At 71.2% G+C, this 18,862-nt stretch carries 21 protein-coding genes; 7 read left to right on the top strand and 14 right to left on the bottom strand.

The genetic code is table 11. The features are described from left to right. Positions 1-130: 130 nt before the first annotated feature. The 4 genes from ABT294_RS43610 to ABT294_RS43595 all read right to left on the bottom strand — a co-directional run bounded on the left by ABT294_RS43610 (position 131) and on the right by ABT294_RS43595 (position 2,774). Positions 131-475, bottom strand: a complete 345-nt coding sequence (locus ABT294_RS43610) for an RNA polymerase-binding protein RbpA (RefSeq protein WP_350812364.1) — start codon at positions 473-475, stop codon at positions 131-133. Positions 476-596: 121 nt separating this feature from the next. Next, entirely contained in the window at positions 597-1,193 is a 597-nt protein-coding gene (locus ABT294_RS43605; RefSeq protein ID WP_350812363.1) for a hypothetical protein, read from the bottom strand. A 200-nt stretch (positions 1,194-1,393) separates the two neighbouring features. Continuing rightward, complete coding sequence (locus ABT294_RS43600) at positions 1,394-1,948, bottom strand: TetR/AcrR family transcriptional regulator (protein ID WP_350812362.1); 555 nt, start codon at positions 1,946-1,948, stop codon at positions 1,394-1,396. After that, the gene (locus ABT294_RS43595; RefSeq protein ID WP_350812360.1) at positions 1,941-2,774 is read right to left on the bottom strand and encodes an alpha/beta fold hydrolase; all 834 of its coding nucleotides are present in this window, start codon (positions 2,772-2,774) and stop codon (positions 1,941-1,943) included. The genes ABT294_RS43600 and ABT294_RS43595 overlap by 8 nt, the downstream gene beginning before the upstream one ends. 768 nt (positions 2,775-3,542) lie before the next feature. On the opposite strand from ABT294_RS43595, the gene gad reads away from it, so the two are divergent. From gad to ABT294_RS43575, 4 genes are read left to right on the top strand one after another with little or no spacing between them, the layout of a single operon-like run. After that, on the top strand, positions 3,543-4,946 hold the full coding sequence (gene gad / locus ABT294_RS43590) for a glutamate decarboxylase (RefSeq protein ID WP_350812359.1): 1,404 nt from the start codon (positions 3,543-3,545) through the stop codon (positions 4,944-4,946). Between the two features lie 30 nt (positions 4,947-4,976). Continuing rightward, complete coding sequence (locus ABT294_RS43585) at positions 4,977-6,152, top strand: cytochrome P450 (protein WP_350812358.1); 1,176 nt, start codon at positions 4,977-4,979, stop codon at positions 6,150-6,152. 5 nt (positions 6,153-6,157) lie between these two features. Continuing rightward, complete coding sequence (locus ABT294_RS43580) at positions 6,158-6,550, top strand: carboxymuconolactone decarboxylase family protein (protein ID WP_350812357.1); 393 nt, start codon at positions 6,158-6,160, stop codon at positions 6,548-6,550. Positions 6,551-6,597: 47 nt separating this feature from the next. After that, positions 6,598-7,185, top strand: coding sequence for a winged helix-turn-helix transcriptional regulator (locus ABT294_RS43575; RefSeq protein WP_350812356.1), 588 nt, complete (start codon positions 6,598-6,600; stop codon positions 7,183-7,185). Here ABT294_RS43575 and ABT294_RS43570 read toward each other — a convergent pair. Genes ABT294_RS43570 through ABT294_RS43540 form a run of 7 tightly spaced genes read right to left on the bottom strand, consistent with a single transcriptional unit; the run spans position 7,084 to position 13,383 of the window. Next, positions 7,084-8,517 (bottom strand): MFS transporter, encoded by a 1,434-nt coding sequence (locus tag ABT294_RS43570; RefSeq protein WP_350812355.1) that lies wholly within the window; start codon positions 8,515-8,517, stop codon positions 7,084-7,086. The two genes, ABT294_RS43575 and ABT294_RS43570, sit on opposite strands and share 102 nt — an antisense overlap. A gap of 14 nt (positions 8,518-8,531) precedes the next feature. Beyond that, positions 8,532-9,329 (bottom strand): glycerophosphodiester phosphodiesterase family protein, encoded by a 798-nt coding sequence (locus ABT294_RS43565; RefSeq protein ID WP_350812367.1) that lies wholly within the window; start codon positions 9,327-9,329, stop codon positions 8,532-8,534. Between the two features lie 38 nt (positions 9,330-9,367). Then, entirely contained in the window at positions 9,368-9,907 is a 540-nt protein-coding gene (locus tag ABT294_RS43560) for a TrmH family RNA methyltransferase (RefSeq protein WP_350812354.1), read from the bottom strand. Further along, the gene (locus ABT294_RS43555; protein ID WP_350812353.1) at positions 9,904-10,494 is read right to left on the bottom strand and encodes a class I SAM-dependent methyltransferase; all 591 of its coding nucleotides are present in this window, start codon (positions 10,492-10,494) and stop codon (positions 9,904-9,906) included. The genes ABT294_RS43560 and ABT294_RS43555 overlap by 4 nt, the downstream gene beginning before the upstream one ends. A gap of 11 nt (positions 10,495-10,505) precedes the next feature. Further along, positions 10,506-11,453, bottom strand: a complete 948-nt coding sequence (locus tag ABT294_RS43550; protein WP_350812352.1) for a VWA domain-containing protein — start codon at positions 11,451-11,453, stop codon at positions 10,506-10,508. Beyond that, positions 11,450-12,385: a DUF58 domain-containing protein gene (locus ABT294_RS43545; protein WP_350812351.1), complete on the bottom strand. Its 936-nt coding sequence runs from the start codon at positions 12,383-12,385 to the stop codon at positions 11,450-11,452. The genes ABT294_RS43550 and ABT294_RS43545 overlap by 4 nt, the downstream gene beginning before the upstream one ends. Next, entirely contained in the window at positions 12,382-13,383 is a 1,002-nt protein-coding gene (locus tag ABT294_RS43540; RefSeq protein WP_350812350.1) for an AAA family ATPase, read from the bottom strand. Before ABT294_RS43540 ends, ABT294_RS43545 begins: the two co-directional genes overlap by 4 nt. Positions 13,384-13,438: 55 nt before the next feature. Between ABT294_RS43540 and ABT294_RS43535 the strand changes: the two genes are divergently transcribed. Then, a complete protein-coding gene (locus tag ABT294_RS43535; RefSeq protein WP_350812349.1) occupies positions 13,439-14,206 on the top strand; it encodes a hypothetical protein in 768 nt (255 codons plus the stop codon). A gap of 29 nt (positions 14,207-14,235) precedes the next feature. Here the strand turns inward: ABT294_RS43535 and ABT294_RS43530 are convergent, their stop codons facing one another. Then, entirely contained in the window at positions 14,236-14,874 is a 639-nt protein-coding gene (locus tag ABT294_RS43530) for a response regulator (RefSeq protein WP_350812348.1), read from the bottom strand. Continuing rightward, positions 14,871-16,067 carry a sensor histidine kinase gene (locus ABT294_RS43525; protein ID WP_350812347.1) on the bottom strand — a complete coding sequence of 399 codons (1,197 nt, stop codon included), beginning with the start codon at positions 16,065-16,067 and terminating at the stop codon, positions 14,871-14,873. Before ABT294_RS43525 ends, ABT294_RS43530 begins: the two co-directional genes overlap by 4 nt. A gap of 139 nt (positions 16,068-16,206) precedes the next feature. On the opposite strand from ABT294_RS43525, the gene ABT294_RS43520 reads away from it, so the two are divergent. Next, the gene (locus ABT294_RS43520) at positions 16,207-16,770 is read left to right on the top strand and encodes a ClpP family protease (protein WP_350812346.1); all 564 of its coding nucleotides are present in this window, start codon (positions 16,207-16,209) and stop codon (positions 16,768-16,770) included. Position 16,771: 1 nt separating this feature from the next. Continuing rightward, positions 16,772-17,389 carry an ATP-dependent Clp protease proteolytic subunit gene (locus ABT294_RS43515; protein WP_350812345.1) on the top strand — a complete coding sequence of 206 codons (618 nt, stop codon included), beginning with the start codon at positions 16,772-16,774 and terminating at the stop codon, positions 17,387-17,389. Between the two features lie 99 nt (positions 17,390-17,488). Here ABT294_RS43515 and ABT294_RS43510 read toward each other — a convergent pair whose 3' ends face one another. Further along, complete coding sequence (locus ABT294_RS43510; protein ID WP_350812344.1) at positions 17,489-18,781, bottom strand: MFS transporter; 1,293 nt, start codon at positions 18,779-18,781, stop codon at positions 17,489-17,491. Between the last annotated feature and the right edge of the window lie 81 nt (positions 18,782-18,862).

Below are 18,862 nucleotides of genomic sequence, written 5' to 3'. Positions count from 1 at the left end.
AAGACGCTCGACTGGGATACCCCAGCCGAGCGTCTCACTATGCTGCTCGCAGCCAGTAATTGATCACTGTGTTGCGACGACCCCTCGAATCCGCGGTCCTGCCCGGGGGTCTTCACCGTGAGGAGATGCGTCAGGCGCTCTTGCGACGCTGGGCCCGAAGGACTGCCAGCCTCTCGTTGAGCACCTCCTCCAGATCCTCGATGGACCTGCGCTCCAAGAGCATGTCCCAGTGTGTCCGCGGGGGCTTCGTCTTCTTGGACTCCGGCTGCTCGCCGTCGGCCCGCAGCGCTGTCGCGCCGCACATGCGGCACTCCCACGTCGCGGGAATCTCGGCCTCGGCGGCAAGCGGGACGTCGAAACGATGGCCCTTAGGACAGGTGTACGACACCTCCTGGCGCGGAGCCAGATCCGTGTTACGGTCGTTCTCGTAGCTGGTTGCCCCGAGCCGGGTGCCACGAAGCGCGCGCTCGCCCATGTCTAAATGCCTCCTACAGGGCCCCCATCGTGGAGGGGGTCTGTCTCCCACGGTGTTAACGCTTGGTACCGTGATGGGATTCCCCTCTGCGGGGTGATCCAATCGCGATCACCGCGAGGAGTTAGGCTGTCCGCCCGCGCCAGGCCGCGATCGCGAGCCACACACCGCCGACCGCGATCAGCGCGCCGTGGGCGATGCGCAGCGAGTACGGGCCGAAGAACTGCGGGATGAACAGGGCGAACCCGGCCGCGAGCGGCACCGCGCTCCACTTCTGCAGCACCCCCGACCGCCAGACGGAGACGGCCGCCATGATGGCGCCGACGGCGAGCAACGCCAGACCGATGGCGAACATGGCGACGGCCACCGGGCCGTAACGGAACTCCTCGGCCAGCTCCATCAGGGCCGGGGTGTTGTCGCGCAGGGCCCGCTTGGCGATCACGTTGAGCCCGAAGTCCTCGGCTCCGTAGTAGGGCAGCGTGAGCCCGGCCCCGACCCAGGTCACCAGGGCGGCCTGCAGCGACAGCCGGTCGCCCAGCAGCTGGTGCAGCCCGAGCACGGCCAGGCCGAGCAGCACGAAGCCGATCATGGCCGCCAGGTGCCCGGCGACCCACTCGGGGGAGGCAATGGCGGTGGCGTCGTCCCCTGAGGGGCGGATGGCCGGGTAGATCAGGAAGAGAACGCCGGCGGCGGCGAAGTTCAGCGCGGTGAAGGATCTCACGACGACTCCAAGGGTGGGGGTGGTGCTCTCTGAGTGGGGGAGGCGCTCTCGAAATGTGCGCCGATCTCTTATGAGAGCAATGCTCTCGCAATGGCCGCGAACGGTCAAGAGCGGTGCTCTCTTTTCTGTGCCTCGCTCTCGCTGTGGCGTCTGCCGGGGGCCGCGGGGATCTCACGTGCCGTCCTCGGCCGGGGCGCCGGTCAGCGGGGGGTGCGCAGGCCGGAGGAGATCATGTGGATGAGCAGGTCGTAGCTCTCGTCGAGCTTCTCGGGAAGGCCGAAGGCGCCCCCGGCCTCCAGGACGACGAAGCCGTGCCCGGCCGCGCGCAGGCAGCGGGCGGCGTGGATGGCGTCGGAGTCCTCCAGCCCGTAGCCGCGCAGCACCGCCAGCAGGATGCCGATCAGGCGCTCCCCGGCCTCGGCCGTGCCCGCGTCGGGAGTCTGGATCATCGCGAAGTAGCGGTGCGGGTGGCGCAGGACGTAGGCGCGCCAGGCGTCCATGAGCGCCCGCAGCGCCTGGTCGCCGGAGCGGCCCAGGGCCGCCTCGCTCAGCTGGTCGGACATCTCGTTCATAACCCGGACGGACAGCAGCTCGCGCAGTTCGGCGAGGTTGCGCACGTGCTTGTACAGCGACGGCGTCGCCACCCCCGCCTGCGCGGCCACCGCCGACAGGGTCAGCGCGGCGACCCCCTGCTCGTCGATGATCCGCAGAGCGTGGTCGACGACCGCCTCGGGTGACAGGGTCGCTCTAGCCATGGGCGTGCTCCTTCACGAACGCGAGCGTCGCCGCGGCGACCTCGTCGGGGTACTGGGCGTGCGGGTAGTGTCCGGCGCCCTCGATCATCGCGACCGTGCCGCGCCCGGCGGGCATGGCGGCGACGATGCCGTCGGCCTCGGCTCTCGGGTCCGCCCAGTCGGGGTCGAGGGTGCCCATGACCACCAGGGCGTCGCACCGGATGCCCGCAAGCTCGGCGCCGGCGTCCTTCGGCGCGGCGCCGCCCATCCTGCCGACCACGGCCATCCGGCCGGGCCTGCGCAGATCGGCCTCCAGGGCGGCCAGGTAGCGGGCGTGGTCGGCCGGCTTGACGCCCGGCATGGCGTGGTCGAGGTAGCGCTTCCACAGCGCGACGCTGCGCATCAGAGCGGCGCCCAGGAGCAGTGCCAGGCCGGTGCGGTGGCGGGCGACGCGCAGCCCGGCCGGGTCGAGCCGCTGCGGCCGGGTGAACGGGCAGATCTCCACCAGGGCGCTGACCAGCTCGGGCTGCCGGGCGGCGGCGATGGTGGCGGCCCCGCCGGCGAAGGAGTGGCCCACGACGACCGCCGGTCCGCCCAGGTGGCTGATCAGGGCGAGGATGTCGCCCGCCACGTCGGTGCGGGTGTACGAGGCCCAGCCGGTGCTGGACTCGCCGTGCCCGCGCAGGTCCATGTTCGCCACCCGGAACCCGCCGGCCGCCAGCAGGGGAAGCAGGAAACGGTAGGCGCCCCTGCCGTCTCCCATGCCGTGGGCCAGCACGATCAGCGGCCCCTCGCCGGTGACGTCGTAGGCGATGCGGCCGCCTTCGACGGTCAGGAACTCGGTCACGGCTACCTCCAGGGCTAAGTAATGTAGCGCTGAAGCTAATGCCATTAGCCTGGTGGTGTCAACCCGCGCATGACGGTCGGAGGGGGAGGGTGGGCTTGCGGTCCGTGACCTCCTCGGCCGGTTGGGGGTCGCGGCCCGTCATCTCCTGGTCGTCGGGGGACTCCGCAGGTGCGGCCTGTGTCCGGCCTGGGGTCGCGCGTGGGCCGTATTTCCCCGCTTCCGAATTTCTCCGGAAAGTACCGGAGCGCGATTGGCGGGCCCGCCCGAAAATGCGTCCCGGGTCCGCGCCTGCGGCATTCAGCTGCCGGATACTCAAGTGGCCGATATGGCGATATGTCGCATCGAATTCGGAAATCTGATTCGGCAAATCCTCCTTGAACCGCTCGGTTGAGCCGGGGGCGTGCGAAGGCTGGACGCGTCCCCGCGAAGTGGCGATCGTGGGTGTTCGCCCAGCATGCGGGAGGGGTGAGCCGCTGGTCGGGGACGCCAGAGGGCGCCCTGGGCGCCGCCTGCCGCGCCGACTGCGGCGATCACCATGACCGATTGCCCGGCCCTGCAAAACGAGCGAGTAGCCCGAAAAAGAGGAGCCGGAGTTCGCCGTCCGCGAAAAGCACGAAGACGGGGGAGAACATCACGAAGTACGCCCTCCGTCCCGGCCCGACATTGTCGCCGGATGCCTTCGGGCGAAAGCTCATGGGAGGCGGCGGCGATCTCAGTACGACCGGGCGCGAGCCCGCGCCGTACCGCCCGGGAAGGGGAGATTCGATCATGTCGAACCTGCACAGAAGGGCCGGCGCCGATCGCACCGACGAGGCCCTGTACGTGAACCCGCTCTACAGCGGTCTCATCGCCGACGGCGGGGTGCCCCGCTACCGGCTCCCCGACGGCCCGATGGCTCCGGACGCCGCGCTCGCGATCATCCGCGACGAGCTCATGCTGGACGGCAACGCCCGGCTCAACCTGGCCACGTTCTGCACCACCTGGATGGAGCCGCAGGCCAGGGAGCTGATCGGCGAGTGCCTCGACCGGAACATGATCGACCGTGAGGAGTACCCGCAGATCGCGGAGCTGGAGGGCCGCTGCGTCAACATGCTCACCGAGCTGTGGAACGACCCCGGCCACGCCGGGATCGGCTGCTCGACGGCGGGATCGAGCGAGGCCGCCATGCTCGGCGGCCTGGCGATGAAGTTCGCCTGGCGCGAGCGCAGGCGCGCGGCGGGCGAGCCGGCCGACCGTCCCAACCTGGTGATGGGCACCAACACGCACGTGTGCTGGCCGAAGTTCTGCCGCTACTGGGACGTCGAGCAGCGGTCGGTGCCGATCAGCGGCCGGCCGGGAGGCTCCGGCCCGCGGCTCGACCCCGGCGAGGTGCTGAGGCACTGCGACGAGAACACCATCGGCGTGGTCACGGTGCTCGGCTCCACCCAGACCGGCTCCTACGACCCCGTCGCCGAGATCGCCGCCGCGCTCGACCGGCTCGAGGCGGAGCGGGGCATCGCGGTCCCGATCCACGTGGACGCGGCGGGCGGCGGGTTCGTCGCGCCCTTCCTCCAGCCGGACCTGGTCTGGGACTTCCGGCTGCCGAGGGTGAGGTCCATCAACGCCTCGGGTCACAAGTACGGGCTGGTCTATCCGGGCGTCGGCTGGGTCGTCTGGCAGGACGCGGCCGACCTGCCCGCCGAGCTCGTCCTGAAGACGAACGTGCTGGGCGGCCCGCAGGAGACCTTCACCCTGAACTTCTCCAGGTCGGGGGCGCCGGTCGCGGCCCAGTACTACAACTTCCTGCGGCTGGGCTTCGAGGGGTACCGCCAGGTCCAGCAGACCTGCCAGGACGTCGCGCTGCGCCTGTCGGGCCGGATCGCCGAGCTCGACGGGCTCGAACTGCTCACCGACGGCGGCGACCTGCCGGTGTTCACGGTCAGGCTCTCGGACGGCGTCGAGGGTTTCACCGTCCACGACCTCTCCGACCGGCTGCGCCGTCGCGGCTGGCAGGTGCCCGCCTACAGCCTGCCGCCGGCCATGGAGGACGTCTCGGTCCTGCGTTTCGTCGTCCGCAACGGGTTCAGCGGCGACACCGCCGACAAGCTGCTGGCGGACCTGCGGGAGGCACTCCACGCACTCAGGGCCGCACGCCGCCCGCTTCCGCGGATGCGGACCGCCCTCGCCCACTGATCACCATCGAGCGAACCGGAAGGACAGGACATGAGCAGTTTCGCCGACAGCATCACCATCGACCAGCTGAACGAGGACCCGTATCCGATCTACGCCCGGCTGCGCAAGGAGGAGCCCGTCGCCTGGCTCCCGGCGATCAACCAGTGGCTGGTCACCCGCTGGGACGACGTCCTCACCGTGGTGAGCCGTCCCGAGTCCTTCACCACGCACTTCCCGCAGTCGCTGGTCACGCGCGTGTGCGGGCGCGACAACATGCTCGGCTCCGAGGGGGACGCGCACGCCGAGCTGCGCGCCTGCGTCGACGCCGACTACTCCACCGAGACCGTGCACCGCTTCTTCGCCGCGGACGTCAGGACGCTGGCGGAGAAGTACGCCGACGCCCTCGCCGAGGGCGACCGGGCGGACCTGAAGAAGCAGTACCTCGGCCCCATCGCCGTGCTGTCGGAGGCGAAGGTCCTCGGCCTCGACCAGGTGGACCCGGAGATCTTCCTGCGCTGGTCGCACGGCCTGAACACCGGCATCACCAACTTCGAGGGCGATCCGGGCAAGCAGCGGCTCGGCGAGGAGACGGCCGCGGAGATCACCGCGACCCTCACCCCGACCGTCGAGCGGCTGACGGCCCAGCCGAACCAGTCGACCCTGTCGAACCTCATCCACGCCGGACGCCCGCCGGGCCGGCCACGCGGCGTGGCCGAGGTGCTGCCGACGCTGAGGCTGGTCATGAGCGCGATCGAGGAGCCGTCGGTCGCCGGCAGCTACACGCTGTGGGGGCTGTTCAAGGACCCCAAGCAGTTCGACGCCGTCCGGTCCGACCCGGGACTGCTGCCGCAGGCCGTGCACGAGGGGCTGCGCTGGCACTCGCCGGTGGGGGCGCTGATGCGGTCGGCTCCCAGGGAGGTGACCCTGGCCGGGGTCACGCTGCCGGAGGGCGCCCAGGTGGCGGCCATCGTCGCCTCCGCCAACAGGGACGAGACCATGTTCCACGACCCCGACCGCTTCGACCTCTACCGGCCGCTCCAGCCGCACGTCTCGCTCGGCTACGCCAGGCATCGCTGCCTGGCCATCGACTTCGTCCCCGAGATCGTCCGCATCAGCCTGGAGGTGCTGCTGGAGCGCTTCCCCGGCCTGCGCCCCGACGAGGAGCGGCCGCCACGCTTCCGCGGCTGGCGCTACCGCGGCCCCGACACCCTGCACGTCCGCTGGTGACGCGCATGACCTCCGACCGGTACGAGCACGGCGCGAAGGTGCTGGACTCCCTTGACGGCGCCGCCAGGCAGCGGATCACCGACTCCCTCGGCGACGTCTCCCCGGCCCTGGCCGACCAGGTGGTCTCCTGGGCCTTCGGCGAGATGTACGACAGGCCCGCGCTGCCGCCACGAGACCGCCAGCTGGTCATCCTGGGCATCCTCACCAGCCTCGGCGGCTGCGAGCCCCAGCTCGGCATGCACCTCAGGATCGCGCTCAACGTGGGCCTGACGCCGGCCGAGATCACCGAGGCGCTGCTCCAGGCGGCCGTGTACTGCGGGATGCCGCGCTCGCTCGTCGCGACCTCGGTCGCCAGGCAGGTCTTCGCCGAGCGCGGCCTGCTCCCCGTCAGTCCTTGACGTGAACCGGCAATGGGTTCACTTTCGCAACCCACTATGCTGGGCGCATGAACAGGTTCGGGGAGATGCACTGCTCCATCGCGCACGCCGTCGGCGTCGTGGCCGAGCCCTGGACCCCGCTGATCCTGCGCGACCTGTTCCTGGGCCTGCGCAGGTTCGACGACCTGGCCGAGGACCTGGGCGTCTCGCGCAACCTGCTCACCCAGCGGCTCGACGGCCTGGTGGTCGCCGGGGTGGTGGAGAAGCAGCCCTACCAGGAGCGCCCGGTGCGCTACGAGTACGTGCTGACCGAGGCCGGGCGCGACATCGTCCCGGCCCTGCTCACCCTGATGGCCTGGGGCGACCGCTGGGCGACCCCGCCCGGCGGGCCGCCCGCCCTGCTCGTGCACTCCTGCGGCGAGCGGTTCGTCCCGGTCGTCACCTGCCCGCACTGCGGCGGCCCCGCCACCGCGGAGAACACCGTGGCCGTCGGCGGCCCCGGCGCGGCCCAGGGGCCGGGCACGATGGTCCTCGCCGCGCCGGGCAGGCGGGCGCTAGATCGTCTCGGGCACCTCGTTGCCGGCCGCCCTGATCGCCTTGGGGAGGTTGACCAGGGCCAGCAGCACGAAGCCGATCACGAAGAAGATGATCATTGAGACGATGGCGATGCGGTAGCTGTTGGTGAACTGGAGCGCGATCGTGACGGTCAGCGCGCCGATGAAGGCCGAGCCCTTGTCGCTGATCTGCAGCAGGCTGAAGTACTCGGCCTCCCTGCCCTTCGGGATCACCTGGGAGAACAGCGAGCGCGACAGCGCCTGGGTGCCGCCCAGCACGATCGAGATCGCGAACGCCAGCAGGTAGAACTGCAGGGCCGCGCCCTCCTGGAGGAACATCGCGACGACGACGATCGCCGTCCAGAGCACCAGGCTGGCCAGCACCGTCCGCTTGGTGCCGAACCGGCGGGCCAGCCAGCCGAGCAGCAGCGCGCCGAAGAACGCCACGAACTGCACCATCAGGATGGCGCTGATCTGCACGGACTTGTCCAGCTTGAGCGCCTCGGAGGCGAAGGCGGCGCTGTTGCCGATGACCGTCTGCACGCCGTCGTTGTAGATCAGGTACGCCACCAGGAACAGCAGCGTCAGCGGGTAGTGGAACAGCTCCGAGATGGTACGGCCGAGCTGGCGGAAGCTGCCGCCGACCGAGCGCAACGCGGTCGTCTCGTGCGCGGGCACCGGACGGTTGCGCAGCCTCAGCAGCGGGATCACCGTGAACGTGGCCCACCACAGCCCGGCCGACATCATGCTGATGCGCACCGACATGCCCTCGCTCAGGCCCAGGCTCTCGTGCCGGAGGTAGAGCACCAGGTTGAGCGCGAGCAGCAGGCCGCCGCCCAGGTAGCCGATCGCCCAGCCGCGCGAGGAGACGCCGTCGCGCTCGTCGGGGGTGGAGATCTGCGGCAGGAACGAGTCGTAGACCACGACGGACGACCCGTACGCCAGGTTGGCGAGGACGAACAGCACGCCGCCGAGCAGGTACCGGTCGCCCTCGACGAAGTACAGGCCCATCGTGGCCAGCGCGCCGACGTAGGCGAACGCGCCGAGCAGCTCCCGCTTGCGCCCCGTGTGGTCGGCCAGCGCGCCCACGATCGGCAGGAAGACGATCTGGAGCAGCACCGCCACGGTCAGCGTGAGCCCGAAGAAGGCGGCGGGCCTGATGTCGGCGCCGAGGACGTCCACGTAGCCGAGGCCCGGGTTGGTGGCGGCCAGCCTGTCGAACTCGGCCGAGCAGGTGGCGGGCGCGACGGTGGGGAAGTCCTTGGCACAGGCCGCGGTCTTGGCGACCGGGATGAGGTACGGGCCGAGGAACACCGAGATGATCGTGGTGTAGAAGGCGGAGTTGGCCCAGTCGTAGAAGTACCAGCCGCGCTGTTCGCGCCTGCGCGCGGCAGGAGAGTCGTCGAGGGCGGCGGGGGGTGCCGAAACGGGCATGTCGTCGAGCGCTCCTATGCGGCCACGCCGCCTGGATGCCACAGGCCACGACGTTCGAGGACGTCGCGCAGGCCGGTGACGTTGTCGGTCATGATGCCGTCGACCCCGAGGTCCAGCAGGTGTTCCATGCGGGTGGGGTCGTTGACGGTCCACACGTGCACCTGCATGCCGATGGCGTGCGCCGTCCGGACCAGGTTGCGGGTGGTCACACGCAGGCCGCGCAGGCCCACGGGCACCTGCGCGCACGGGATGCCCGCCCGCGACAGGCGGGTGAGCAGGCGGCCGTAGCCGGAGGTGGCGGCGGCGGCGCGCAGCGCGGCGACCCCGCGCGGGCCGAGCGCCGAGCACACCTCGCGGCCGAGCGCGGCCTTGGCGGCGGCCAGGCGCTCGTCGGAGAAGGAGGTCAGGCAGATGCGGTCGTAGGCGCCGGTGCGCCTGATCGCCTCGGCCAGCGGGATGATCGCGCCCGTCTCCTTCACGTCGATGTTGAAACGGACCCCGGGGAAGCCGCCGATCAGGTCCTCCAGCAGCGGGATCTCGTGCACGCCGCCGATGCGGGCCTGGCGGACCGCCCGGTAGGGCAGCTCGGAGATGCGCCCGCGCCGGTCGGTCACCCGGTCGAGCGTGTGGTCGTGGAAGGCGAGGAGCACCCCGTCAGCGGTCGCGTGGGCGTCGGTCTCGAGGTAGTCGTAGCCCAGCCGCACCGCACGCTCGAAGGCCTGCGCGGAGTTCTCCGCGCCCTCCGCGGCGCCTCCGCGGTGCGCGAAGGCCAGCGGGCCCGGATGGTCGAGAAAGGCGAAGCGACGGCTCAGCACGTCCTGAGTATGCCTTCCGCTCGTGAACGTTACGGTTACGAATCAGGGAGATCTTCCCATTCCTGACGGCGTGCCTCGGCCAGCGCGATGGCCGCGGCCACCGAGACGTTGAACGAGCCGACCCGCCCGACCTGCGGGATGTAGCAGACGCCGTCGACGGCGTCGAGCAGGGCGGGGGAGCAGCCGTGGTCCTCGCTGCCGACCACCAGGCACACGTCGCGCCCGAGGTCGGCCCGGTGCAGCGGGACGGCCTCGGCGGTCAGCTCGATGGCCAGCACCGTGTAGCCGTCGGCCTTGGCGGCCTTGACCGCCTCGCCGGCGGGCACCGCGTCGTGCCAGGTGACCAGGCGTTCGGTGCCGAGCGCGGTCTTGCCGGCCTTGGGGTTGGTCGGCGGGGTGGCGTTGCCGGCGAGCCAGATCTGGTCGACGCCGAACGCGGCGGCGCTGCGGAAGATCGAGCCCACGTTGAACGGGCCCGTGACCGACTCCAGGATCAGTGAGAGCCTGTTCGTGGTGTTGCGGCGCCAGGTGCGGTTGAGCCGCTTGACGTCGGTGGGGCGCAGCTGCCTTCTCATCGGGTCACCTTCAGGATGCGGTAGGCGGCTCGGGAGGCCTCGCGGGAGGCCTGCCAGCCCTGCTCGCCGAGCCAGCGCTGCAGGGAGTCGGAGCCGAGGTGTTTCTGCACGACCAGGTACGCCGCGCCGCCGGGCGTCAGCCGGGACAGCCACCTGGTGAGCATCTCGTGCAGGGCGGCCTTGCCGATGCGGATCGCGGGGTTGGACCAGATGGCGTCGAACGTCACGTCCGGCGGCATCTCGTCCGCGTGCACGGGTCTTACTTTGTAAAGGTGCGCGGCCTGGGCGTTCCGCTCGGTCAGCTCCAGGCTGCGCCGGTTGACGTCGACGGCCCACACCGTCGCCTCGGGCGCTCGCGAGGCCATGGTCAGCGCGATCGGACCGTAGCCGCAGCCCAGGTCGAGCAGGTCGCCCTCCTGCGGTGGCGGCGGGACGGTCTCCAGCAGGACGCGGGTGCCGAGATCCACCCGGTCGGGGGAGAACACGCCCCTGTCGGTCTCCAGCCGCAGGTGCAGGTCGGGCAGGACCAGGTCGACCGAGCTCGGTTTGCTCGGCGCGCCTGGCTGCTCGGAGAAATAGTGGGCCACGTGGCAAAACGTTACGGGATCCGGGCACCGAACAGGACCGCGGCGCCCGCCACCAGCAGCCCCGCCACGATCGCGGCCACGATGAACCACTGGGAGATCTCCTGGTTGACCAGCTTGAACCCGAGCGAGGTGCCGATCTGCTCGTAGACGTCGCGCAACTCGCTCCCGGACTCGGCGGTGTAGGCCCTGCCGCTGGTGCCGTCGGACAGCGACTGCAGGGCCTGCTTGTTGACCGGCACGTTCACCGGCCTGCCGTCGATGGAGACCGTGCCCTCCTGCGTGCCGTACGCGATCGTGGAAACCGGGACGCGGGCCTGCTGCGCGGCCTCGACGGCCTGGTTGATCGAGCGGCCCGAGGTGTTGTCGCCGTCGGACAGCAGCACGATCGCCGCGGGCGGCGGGTCGGTGGCGGCCTGCTGGTCGAAGGAGCGGACCGAGTCGAGCGAGTTGAACACGGCCTCGCCGATCGCGGTGCCCGGCCTGGTCGACAGGTTGCCGATGGACGTCATCACGGCCTGGTGGTCGGTCGTGGGGGAGATGACGACGTTGGCGGAGCGGGCGAAGGAGACGACCCCGACGTTGAACCGCTCAGGCAGGTCCTTGACGAAGGTCTGGGCCGCGCTCTTGGCGGCGGCGATCCTGCTGGGCTGGACGTCGTCGGCCTCCATCGACAGGGACACGTCCAGGGCGATCATGATGGTGGCGCGGTCGCGCGGCACCCGCACCTGGTCGGCGGGTTTGGCGGCGCCGATCACCAGCAGCGACATCATGGCGAGGAACAGCAGCGGCGCGACGTGCCGCCGCCAGCCGGGCCCGGCCGGGGCGACGAGGTCGAGCAGGGCCAGGTTGGTGAAGCGCACGGTGTAGCGGCGGCGGGCGAACTGCGCGGCCACGTATCCGGCCACCAGCAGCGCCACCAGCGTGAACAGCCAGAGCCAGGAGGGCGCGAGGAAGGTCACTGGGCCCTCCGCTGCGCGAGGTGGCCCGTGCGGCGCCGGCGCAGGACGAACTGCGCGATGTCGAAGACCCAGTCGCGGTCGGTGCGCAGCACCAGGTGGGCGACACCGGCGCGGCGCAGGGCCACCCGGGTGCCCTCACGCTGGAGCGCGGCGGCCTCGGCGTAGTCGCGGCGAAGCTTGGGCGAAAGGTGCACTTCGCGTACTTTCCCGGTCTCGGGGTCGGCGAACGCGACCCGGCCGACGTCGGGGAGCTCCAGCTCGCGCGGGTCGATCACCTCCACGGCCAGCACCTCGTGGCGGGCCGCGAGCCGCCTGATCGGCCGCTCCCACGACCGTTCCGCGTCGGGATCCAGGACGGGGTGGGCGTCGAGGAAGTCCGACACGATGACGCGCATGCCGCGCCGCCGGCGCATGGCGGCCAGCACGTCGACGCCCTCGGCCAGGTCGGGGGCGTCGGGCACCGGCCTGCCGCGCGGGGCGTCCATGAGCGAGTGCAGCAGCCCGTACAGGGCGGGACGGCCGGAGCGGGCCGGCATGCGATGCAGGGACTCGTCGTGCAGCACCAGCGCGCCGAAGCGGTCGCCCATGCGGCTCGACAGGAACCCGATCGCGCCGACGGCCGACACCACGAGGTCGCGCTTGTCGGTGTCGGCGGTGCCGAAGTCCATGCTGGGCGACAGGTCGGCCAGCGCCCAGGTCTCCAGCTCGTGGTCGGCGATCAGGTCGCGGACGTGCGGGACGGTGGTACGGGCGGTGACGGCCCAGTCCATCCGGCGCACGTCGTCCTCGCCGGGGACGTAGACGCGGCTGTCGCCGGCCTCACTGCCGGTGCCGGGCAGCAGGCCCTGGTGCGCGCCGTGCAGCAGCCCGTCCAGCCGCCTGGTGACGACCAGTTCCAGTCGTCTGAGCGCCTGCTCCGCCGTGCTGGTCACCGGTTCTGGTTCCAGACGACGAGGGGCGGCGGGACGGCGTGCAGGATCTGTTTGACCACGTGCTCGGGATCGACGCCGTCGGCGAGGGCGTCGAAGGTGAGCATCAGCCGGTGCGCCATCACGTCCACGGCCACGTCGCGGACGTCGTCGGGCAGCAGGTAGTCACGTCCGCGCAGCAGGGCCAGCGCCCGCCCGGCGGCGACCAGGCCGAGGGTGGCGCGCGGGCTGACGCCGATCTCGATGGTCTCGGTGAGGTCGGGCAGGCCGTAGTCGGCGGGGGAGCGGGTGGTCATGACCAGGCGTACCACGTAGTCGGCGACGAGCTGGTGGACCGAGACCTGCTCGGCGGCGTCCTGCAGGGCGATGAGCCGCTGCGGGTCGAGGATCCGGTCGGGGGAGGGCGGGGTGACGCTCATCCGGTGCAGGATCTCCAGCTCCTCGTGCGCGCTGGGGTGCGGCACCCGGACGCGGAACAGGAACCGGTCGCGCTGCACCTCGGGCAGCGGGTAGACGCCCTCGGACTCGATCGGGTTCTGGGTGGCCAGGACGATGAACGGCTTGGGCAGCGGGTGCGTGACCCCGGCCAGGGTGACCTGGCGCTCGGCCATCACCTCCAGCAGGGCCGACTGGACCTTGGCGGGCGCGCGGTTGATCTCGTCGGCCAGCAGGAAGTTGACGAAGACCGGGCCCAGCTCGACGTCGAACTTCTCGTTGGACGGGTGGTACACGCGGGTGCCGGTGATGTCGCTCGGCACCAGGTCGGGGGTGAACTGGATGCGGGCGAACGTGCCGCCCACGACGGTGGCCAGGGTGGACGCGGCGAGGGTCTTGGCGACGCCTGGTACCCCTTCCAGCAGGCAGTGGCCGCGCGCGAGCAGCGCGACGACCAGTCTCTCGACCATGTGCTCCTGCCCGACGATGACCCGCCGGACCTCGTCGAGGGTCTGACGCAGCACGGCCACGTCGGTTCCGCCTGGCAACTCTTCGGCGACGCTCATGACGCCATTCCACCAAACGTGCCGCAAACCTGCACCACGCCACGTCTGTGCTTTCATGGCAAACGTGGCAAGTCCGCTGCAGTACGGCGATCCGCCCCGGCTGGGGCCGTTCTTGGTGCAGGCCCGCCTGCACTCGGCTCCGGCCGGTTTCGTGTACCTCGGTCAGGCGTCCAACGGGCGCGCGGTCTCGCTGGCGGTGCTGACCCGCGGGGCCGCGCTCGACGCGGCCGCGCGGGACCGGTTCGTCACCGCGATCAGGGAGGCGGCGCCGTCCGGGGTGCGGGGCTGGCTCGGCCGTGCCGCCAGGGGCAGGACCGCGGTGCTGCAGGGCGCGCCCGAGGTGCTGGCAACGGAGCTGGGGCCGGCCCCGTGGGTGGCGGTGCCGTACGCGGCCGGCGGGACGGGGGCCGAGTGGTTCCTGGAGCCGGTGATGGTCGGCGGGACGCTGATCGGACAGGCGCACGGCCCTGACTTCGTGCCGTACTGGTTGACCGACCGGGCTCCGGCGCTGCCGGGGCCGCCGCGCGGACGCCGGCCGTTGACCGAGACGCGCAGGCGGGTGCTGATGGCGTTGCTGGCGCTGTCCCTGCTGTTGCTGCTGGTGCTGGTGATCATGCTGATGCTGTTCGTGGGCAGGCAGGACAGCGAGCCGATGCCCAGGCCGTTGCCGCCGACGGTGTTCGTGCCGACGCCGCCGCCGTCGCCCGTCTCGCCTGAGCCGCAGCAGCCCTCTCCGAGCCCGTCGCCGTCGCCGAGCCGGACCGGGGACGGCACGCCAGGCCCGTCACCGGGGGACGAGTCGGGCGATGGGTCGCCACTGTGACGTGAGCCTCTACCGGTGTCGCGGATCGTTCAGCGCGGCGAGACGAAGCCCGACTCGTAGGCGGCGATCACCGCCTGGGTGCGGTCTCTGGCGCCGAGCTTGGTCAGGACGTTACCGACGTGCGTCTTGACCGTCTCCTGGCCGACGACCAGCTCGGCGGCGATCTCGCCGTTCGACAGGCCCCTGGTCATCAGCCGCAGCACGTCGCCCTCGCGGCTGGTCAGCCGGGCGATGCCGGGCACGTCCGTCGTGGGCCTGCCCGCCGCGAGCGAGCGGATCGCCGCGGGGAACAGCAGTGACTCGCCCGTGGCGACCAGCTTGATCGCGCGGACCAGCTCCTCGGGCCTGGTGCGCTTGAGCAGGAACCCGTCGGCGCCGGCGCGCAACGCGTCGTAGACGTAGTCGTCGTTCTCGAAGGTGGTGACCACCAGCACCTTCGGCGGGTCGTCCAGCGCCATCAGGGTGCGGGTGGCCTGGATGCCGTCGACGGCGGGCATGCGCACGTCCATGAGCACCACGTCGGGACGTTCCCGGCGCACCACCGGCAGCACGGCGGCGCCGTCGGCAGCCTCGCCGACCACGGTCAGCTCCGGTTCCGAGTCGATGATGATCCGGAGCCCGGCCCGGATGAGGTCCTCGTCGTCGGCGATCACGACCCTGAGTGTCATGGGCTCGACCGTAGCGGCAGCCGCACCGACACCGTCCACCCGCCCTCGGCGGGGCCCGCCTCCAGCTCGCCGCGCAGCAGCCGGACGCGTTCGCGCATGCCGGTGACGCCTCTGCCGCCGGTCCTGTTCCCTGGGCCGTGGGCGCGCGCGTTGCTGACCTCCAGCCGCAGCTCGTCGTCCTGGACGGCGGCGGCCAGCCGCACGGGGCCCTGGCCGTGCTTGATGGCGTTGGTGAGCGCCTCCTGGACGATCCGGTAGGCCTCCCTCGACACCACGGCGGGCACCGCGGACAGGTCGCCCACCTCGCGCCGCACCTGCGCGCCGGAGGTGGCCACCAGCTCGTCGAGGTCGGCCAGCGTGGCGAGCGGCTTCGCGTCGCGGGGCCCGGCCTCCCGCAGGACGCCGAGGACGTGGTCGAGGTCGTCGAGGGCGGCGCGGGCCGACTGCTCGATCGCGGCCAGCGCCGTCCTGGCCGTCTCGGGGTCGCGGTCGAGGACGCGTCCGGCGGCGGCGGCCTGGAGGGTGACGACGCTCAGCGCGTGGCCGACCGAGTCGTGCAGCTCGCGGGCCAGCCGGTTGCGTTCGGCCAGTGTGCGCGCGTGCTCCTCGGCGGCGGCCAGCCGCTCGGCGGGGGTGGGGCCGAGCAGCACGGGCGCGAGCCTGGCCAGCAGCGCGCCACCCCCCGCCACCAGCAGGACCAGTGCCACCAGCGCGGCGAGGCCGGCCAGCCCCCAGGTGACGTACGGCCAGCCGGGTTCGACCTCGTAGCCGAGCAGGCGGTGCTGGGCGCCGCCGGCCAGCGGCAGCGCCAGCGTGAACAGGGTGAACGGCACCACGGCGAGGGTGAACCCGCTGAGGACGCCGCCGACGGCCAGGTGCAGGGTGAACCAGGTGGCCGTGCGCCGCCGCTCCTGCCACGACCGGCGGGCCTGCCGGACGGGCGTCTCGACGTGCGCGCCGAGCAGCCCCTGCGCCGCGTTCACCTCCAGCCCTCGCACCGGCAGGAACAGCCCGGTGACCGCCACGACGGGCAGGACCGCGACGAACACCCCGAGCTGGGCGGGGAGGAACACCAGATCGGGGGTCTCGTTGCGGGTCAGGCCCGCCACCAGTACCCCCGCCATCATGTACGGCATCAGCAGCGCCCCACCCAGGATGAGGCACGCCCAGCGGCGGAGCAGGTTCCATCTCACATCAGCGATTGTATGTCCATGAATATTCGCTCACGGTGGAATGCACCCTAAGAGAAATCCGCCACCGGCGAAAAGGCAAACGCATTTAGCGGAGTCGGGTCTAGCGTCGGTGGAATAGTTCGACGAGAAAGGCGGACCCATGACGGAGACGCTGCGCTCGCAGTGGCCTGACCAGCTCAGTCAACGTCTGTTGAAGGAGCGCATCGTCGTTCTCGGCCAGGAGGTCGACGACGACATTTGCAACCGGCTCTGTGGCGAGCTGCTATTGCTGGCGGCCGAGGATCCGGGGCGCGACATAACTCTTTACATCAATTCTCCCGGCGGTTCCGTGCACGCCGGGATGGCGCTATACGACATGATGCAGTTCGTCCCGTGTGACGTCGCGACGGTGGCGATGGGCTTCGCCGCGTCGATGGGGCAGCTCCTGCTGTGCGCCGGAGCACCCGGCAAGCGGTACGCGCTGCCCAACGCCCGGGTCGTCATGCACCAGCCGCTCGGCGGCATCGGCGGGTCGGCCGCCGACATCCAGATCCAGGCCGAGAACATGCTCTACACCAAGCGCCGGATGGCCGAGATCATCGCCCACCACACCGGGCAGCCGCTGGAGCGCATCCAGGCCGACTCCGACCGCGACCGCTGGTTCACCGCCCAGGAGGCGCTGGAGTACGGCTTCGTCGACCACATCGCCGAGGGGATGAACTGAGTTGAGCGGACGTTATGTGCTGCCGTCCTTCACCGAACGCACCTCGTACGGGATCAGGGAGCTGAACCCGTACAACAAGCTGTTCGAGGACCGGATCATCTTCCTTGGCACGCAGATCGACGACACGTCCGCCAACGACGTGATGGCGCAGTTGCTCACACTGGAGTCGATCGACCCCGACCGCGACATCAGCCTCTACATCAACTCGCCGGGCGGGTCGGTCACGGCGATGGCGGCCATCTACGACACGATGCAGTTCGTCCGGCCGGAGATCAGCACGGTCTGCATCGGCGAGGCGGCCTCGGCGGCGGCGGTGCTGCTGGCGGCGGGCGCGCCCGGCAAGCGGGCGGCGCTGCCGCACGCGCGCGTGCTGCTGCACCAGCCGGCCACCGAGGGCGGGCGCGGGCAGTCGAGCGACCTGGAGATCCACGCCCGCGAGATCCTGCGCATGCGTGACCAGCAGGAGGAGATCCTGTCCAGGCACACCGGGCGGCCGACGCTGGAGATCAGGAAGGATATCGAGCGCGACCGCATCTTCACGGCCGAGCAGGCGCGCACGTACCGGCTGATCGACGACGTCTTCGCGACGAGGAAGCGAACGTTGACGGCGGCCCGCTGACGGCGGGCGATCTCCGCCACCGCGAGCCCTCCGACGCCGGCACGTGGGCGCGCGCCCGTCTCCAGGGCGCGCGCCCCTCCGTGCGACCCCGATCCCCGGTCAGCCGACCACCTCGGCGGGGCTGGGCTCGCGCAGGGCGATCACCGCGACCAGGCTGAGCAGCCCGACCGCGATCATGTAGGCCGACACCGACAGCGACGACCCCGTCGAGCTCTGCAGCGCCGTCGCGATCAGCGGCGCGAACCCGCCGCCGAGCAGCGCCCCGATCGCGTACGAGAACGACACCCCGCTGTAGCGGTAACGCGCCTCGAACAGCTCGGCGAACAGCGCCGACTGCGGCCCGTACGTGGCGCCCAGCCCGACGTTGAGCACCACCACCGCGACGATCAGCAGGGCGGGCGAGCGGGTGTCGACCAGCAGGAAGAACGGCACGGCCCAGAGCACGAGCAGCACCGACCCGGCCAGGTAGACGGGCCTGCGCCCGGCCCGGTCGGACCAGATCGCCGCGGCCACGATGCTCACCAGCCAGGTCAGGCTGCCGACGATCACCACGACCAGCATCAGGTTGCGGCCGACCTTGAGCACGGACGTGCCGTAGGAGAGCAGGTACGCCAGGAACACGTAGCCGATCGCGGTGTTGGCGACGAAGCTGCCCGACGCCAGCAGCAGCTCGCGGGGCCGGTGCCGGAAGACGTCCACGAGCGGCCGACTGCTCTGCGCCTGCTCGGCCGCCAGCGTGCGGAAGACCGGTGTCTCGGCCACCCGCAGCCGGATGAACAGCCCGACGCCGACCAGCACGATGCTGAGCAGGAACGGCAGCCGCCACCCCCAGCTCCTGAACTGGTCCTCGGTCAGCCCGGCGGTGACCAGGACGAACACGAGCTGCGCCAGGATCAGCCCAGCGGGGACGCCCACCTGCGAGTACAGGCCGTAACGGCCCCGGCGGCCCGGAGGGGCGTGCTCGACGGCCATCAGCGCGGCCCCGCCCCACTCGCCGCCCGCGCTGAGCCCCTGCAGCAGCCGCAGCGCCAGCAGCAGGACAGGGGCGAACACGCCGATCTGCTCGAAGGTGGGCAGCAGGCCGACGCCGACGGTGGCCACGCCCATCAGCAGCAGGGACGCGATGAGCATGGCCTTGCGGCCCAGCCGGTCGCCGAAGTGCCCCCACACGATCCCGCCCACCGGCCTGGCCAGGAAGCCGACGCCGAGCGTGGCGAACGCCGCCAGCGTGCCCGAGGCGGGCGACAGGGTGGAGAAGAACTGGGAGGCGAAGATCAGCGCGGCGGCGGTGCTGTAGATGAAGTAGTCGTACCACTCGATCGTCGTCCCGATCGCGCTGGCGACGGCCACGCGCCGCAGTTGCCCGGGGTCCGGCTCTGGTCCGTCGCGCATCGCCACTCCTTGGAGTCGCCCTCCGTTCAGAGTAGATCGTTTCCCTGGGTTCGGCCTGGAAACGGTAAATCCGCGCCAGGA

Source organism: Nonomuraea sp. NPDC000554 (assembly GCF_040300065.1).
Classification (GTDB): domain Bacteria; phylum Actinomycetota; class Actinomycetes; order Streptosporangiales; family Streptosporangiaceae; genus Nonomuraea.
This window is presented reverse-complemented; position numbering and strand designations above follow the sequence as displayed.

Coding starts and splice junctions, on each gene's coding strand:
- ABT294_RS43610 (WP_350812364.1), bottom strand. CDS start 475: ATGGGCGAGCGCGCGCTTCGTGGCACCCGGCTCGGGGCAACCAGCTAC.
- ABT294_RS43600 (WP_350812362.1), bottom strand. CDS start 1,948: ATGGCTAGAGCGACCCTGTCACCCGAGGCGGTCGTCGACCACGCTCTG.
- gad (WP_350812359.1), top strand. CDS start 3,543: ATGTCGAACCTGCACAGAAGGGCCGGCGCCGATCGCACCGACGAGGCC.
- ABT294_RS43585 (WP_350812358.1), top strand. CDS start 4,977: ATGAGCAGTTTCGCCGACAGCATCACCATCGACCAGCTGAACGAGGAC.
- ABT294_RS43580 (WP_350812357.1), top strand. CDS start 6,158: ATGACCTCCGACCGGTACGAGCACGGCGCGAAGGTGCTGGACTCCCTT.
- ABT294_RS43575 (WP_350812356.1), top strand. CDS start 6,598: ATGAACAGGTTCGGGGAGATGCACTGCTCCATCGCGCACGCCGTCGGC.
- ABT294_RS43570 (WP_350812355.1), bottom strand. CDS start 8,517: ATGCCCGTTTCGGCACCCCCCGCCGCCCTCGACGACTCTCCTGCCGCG.
- ABT294_RS43560 (WP_350812354.1), bottom strand. CDS start 9,907: ATGAGAAGGCAGCTGCGCCCCACCGACGTCAAGCGGCTCAACCGCACC.
- ABT294_RS43540 (WP_350812350.1), bottom strand. CDS start 13,383: ATGAGCGTCGCCGAAGAGTTGCCAGGCGGAACCGACGTGGCCGTGCTG.
- ABT294_RS43535 (WP_350812349.1), top strand. CDS start 13,439: ATGGCAAACGTGGCAAGTCCGCTGCAGTACGGCGATCCGCCCCGGCTG.
- ABT294_RS43530 (WP_350812348.1), bottom strand. CDS start 14,874: ATGACACTCAGGGTCGTGATCGCCGACGACGAGGACCTCATCCGGGCC.
- ABT294_RS43520 (WP_350812346.1), top strand. CDS start 16,207: ATGACGGAGACGCTGCGCTCGCAGTGGCCTGACCAGCTCAGTCAACGT.
- ABT294_RS43510 (WP_350812344.1), bottom strand. CDS start 18,781: ATGCGCGACGGACCAGAGCCGGACCCCGGGCAACTGCGGCGCGTGGCC.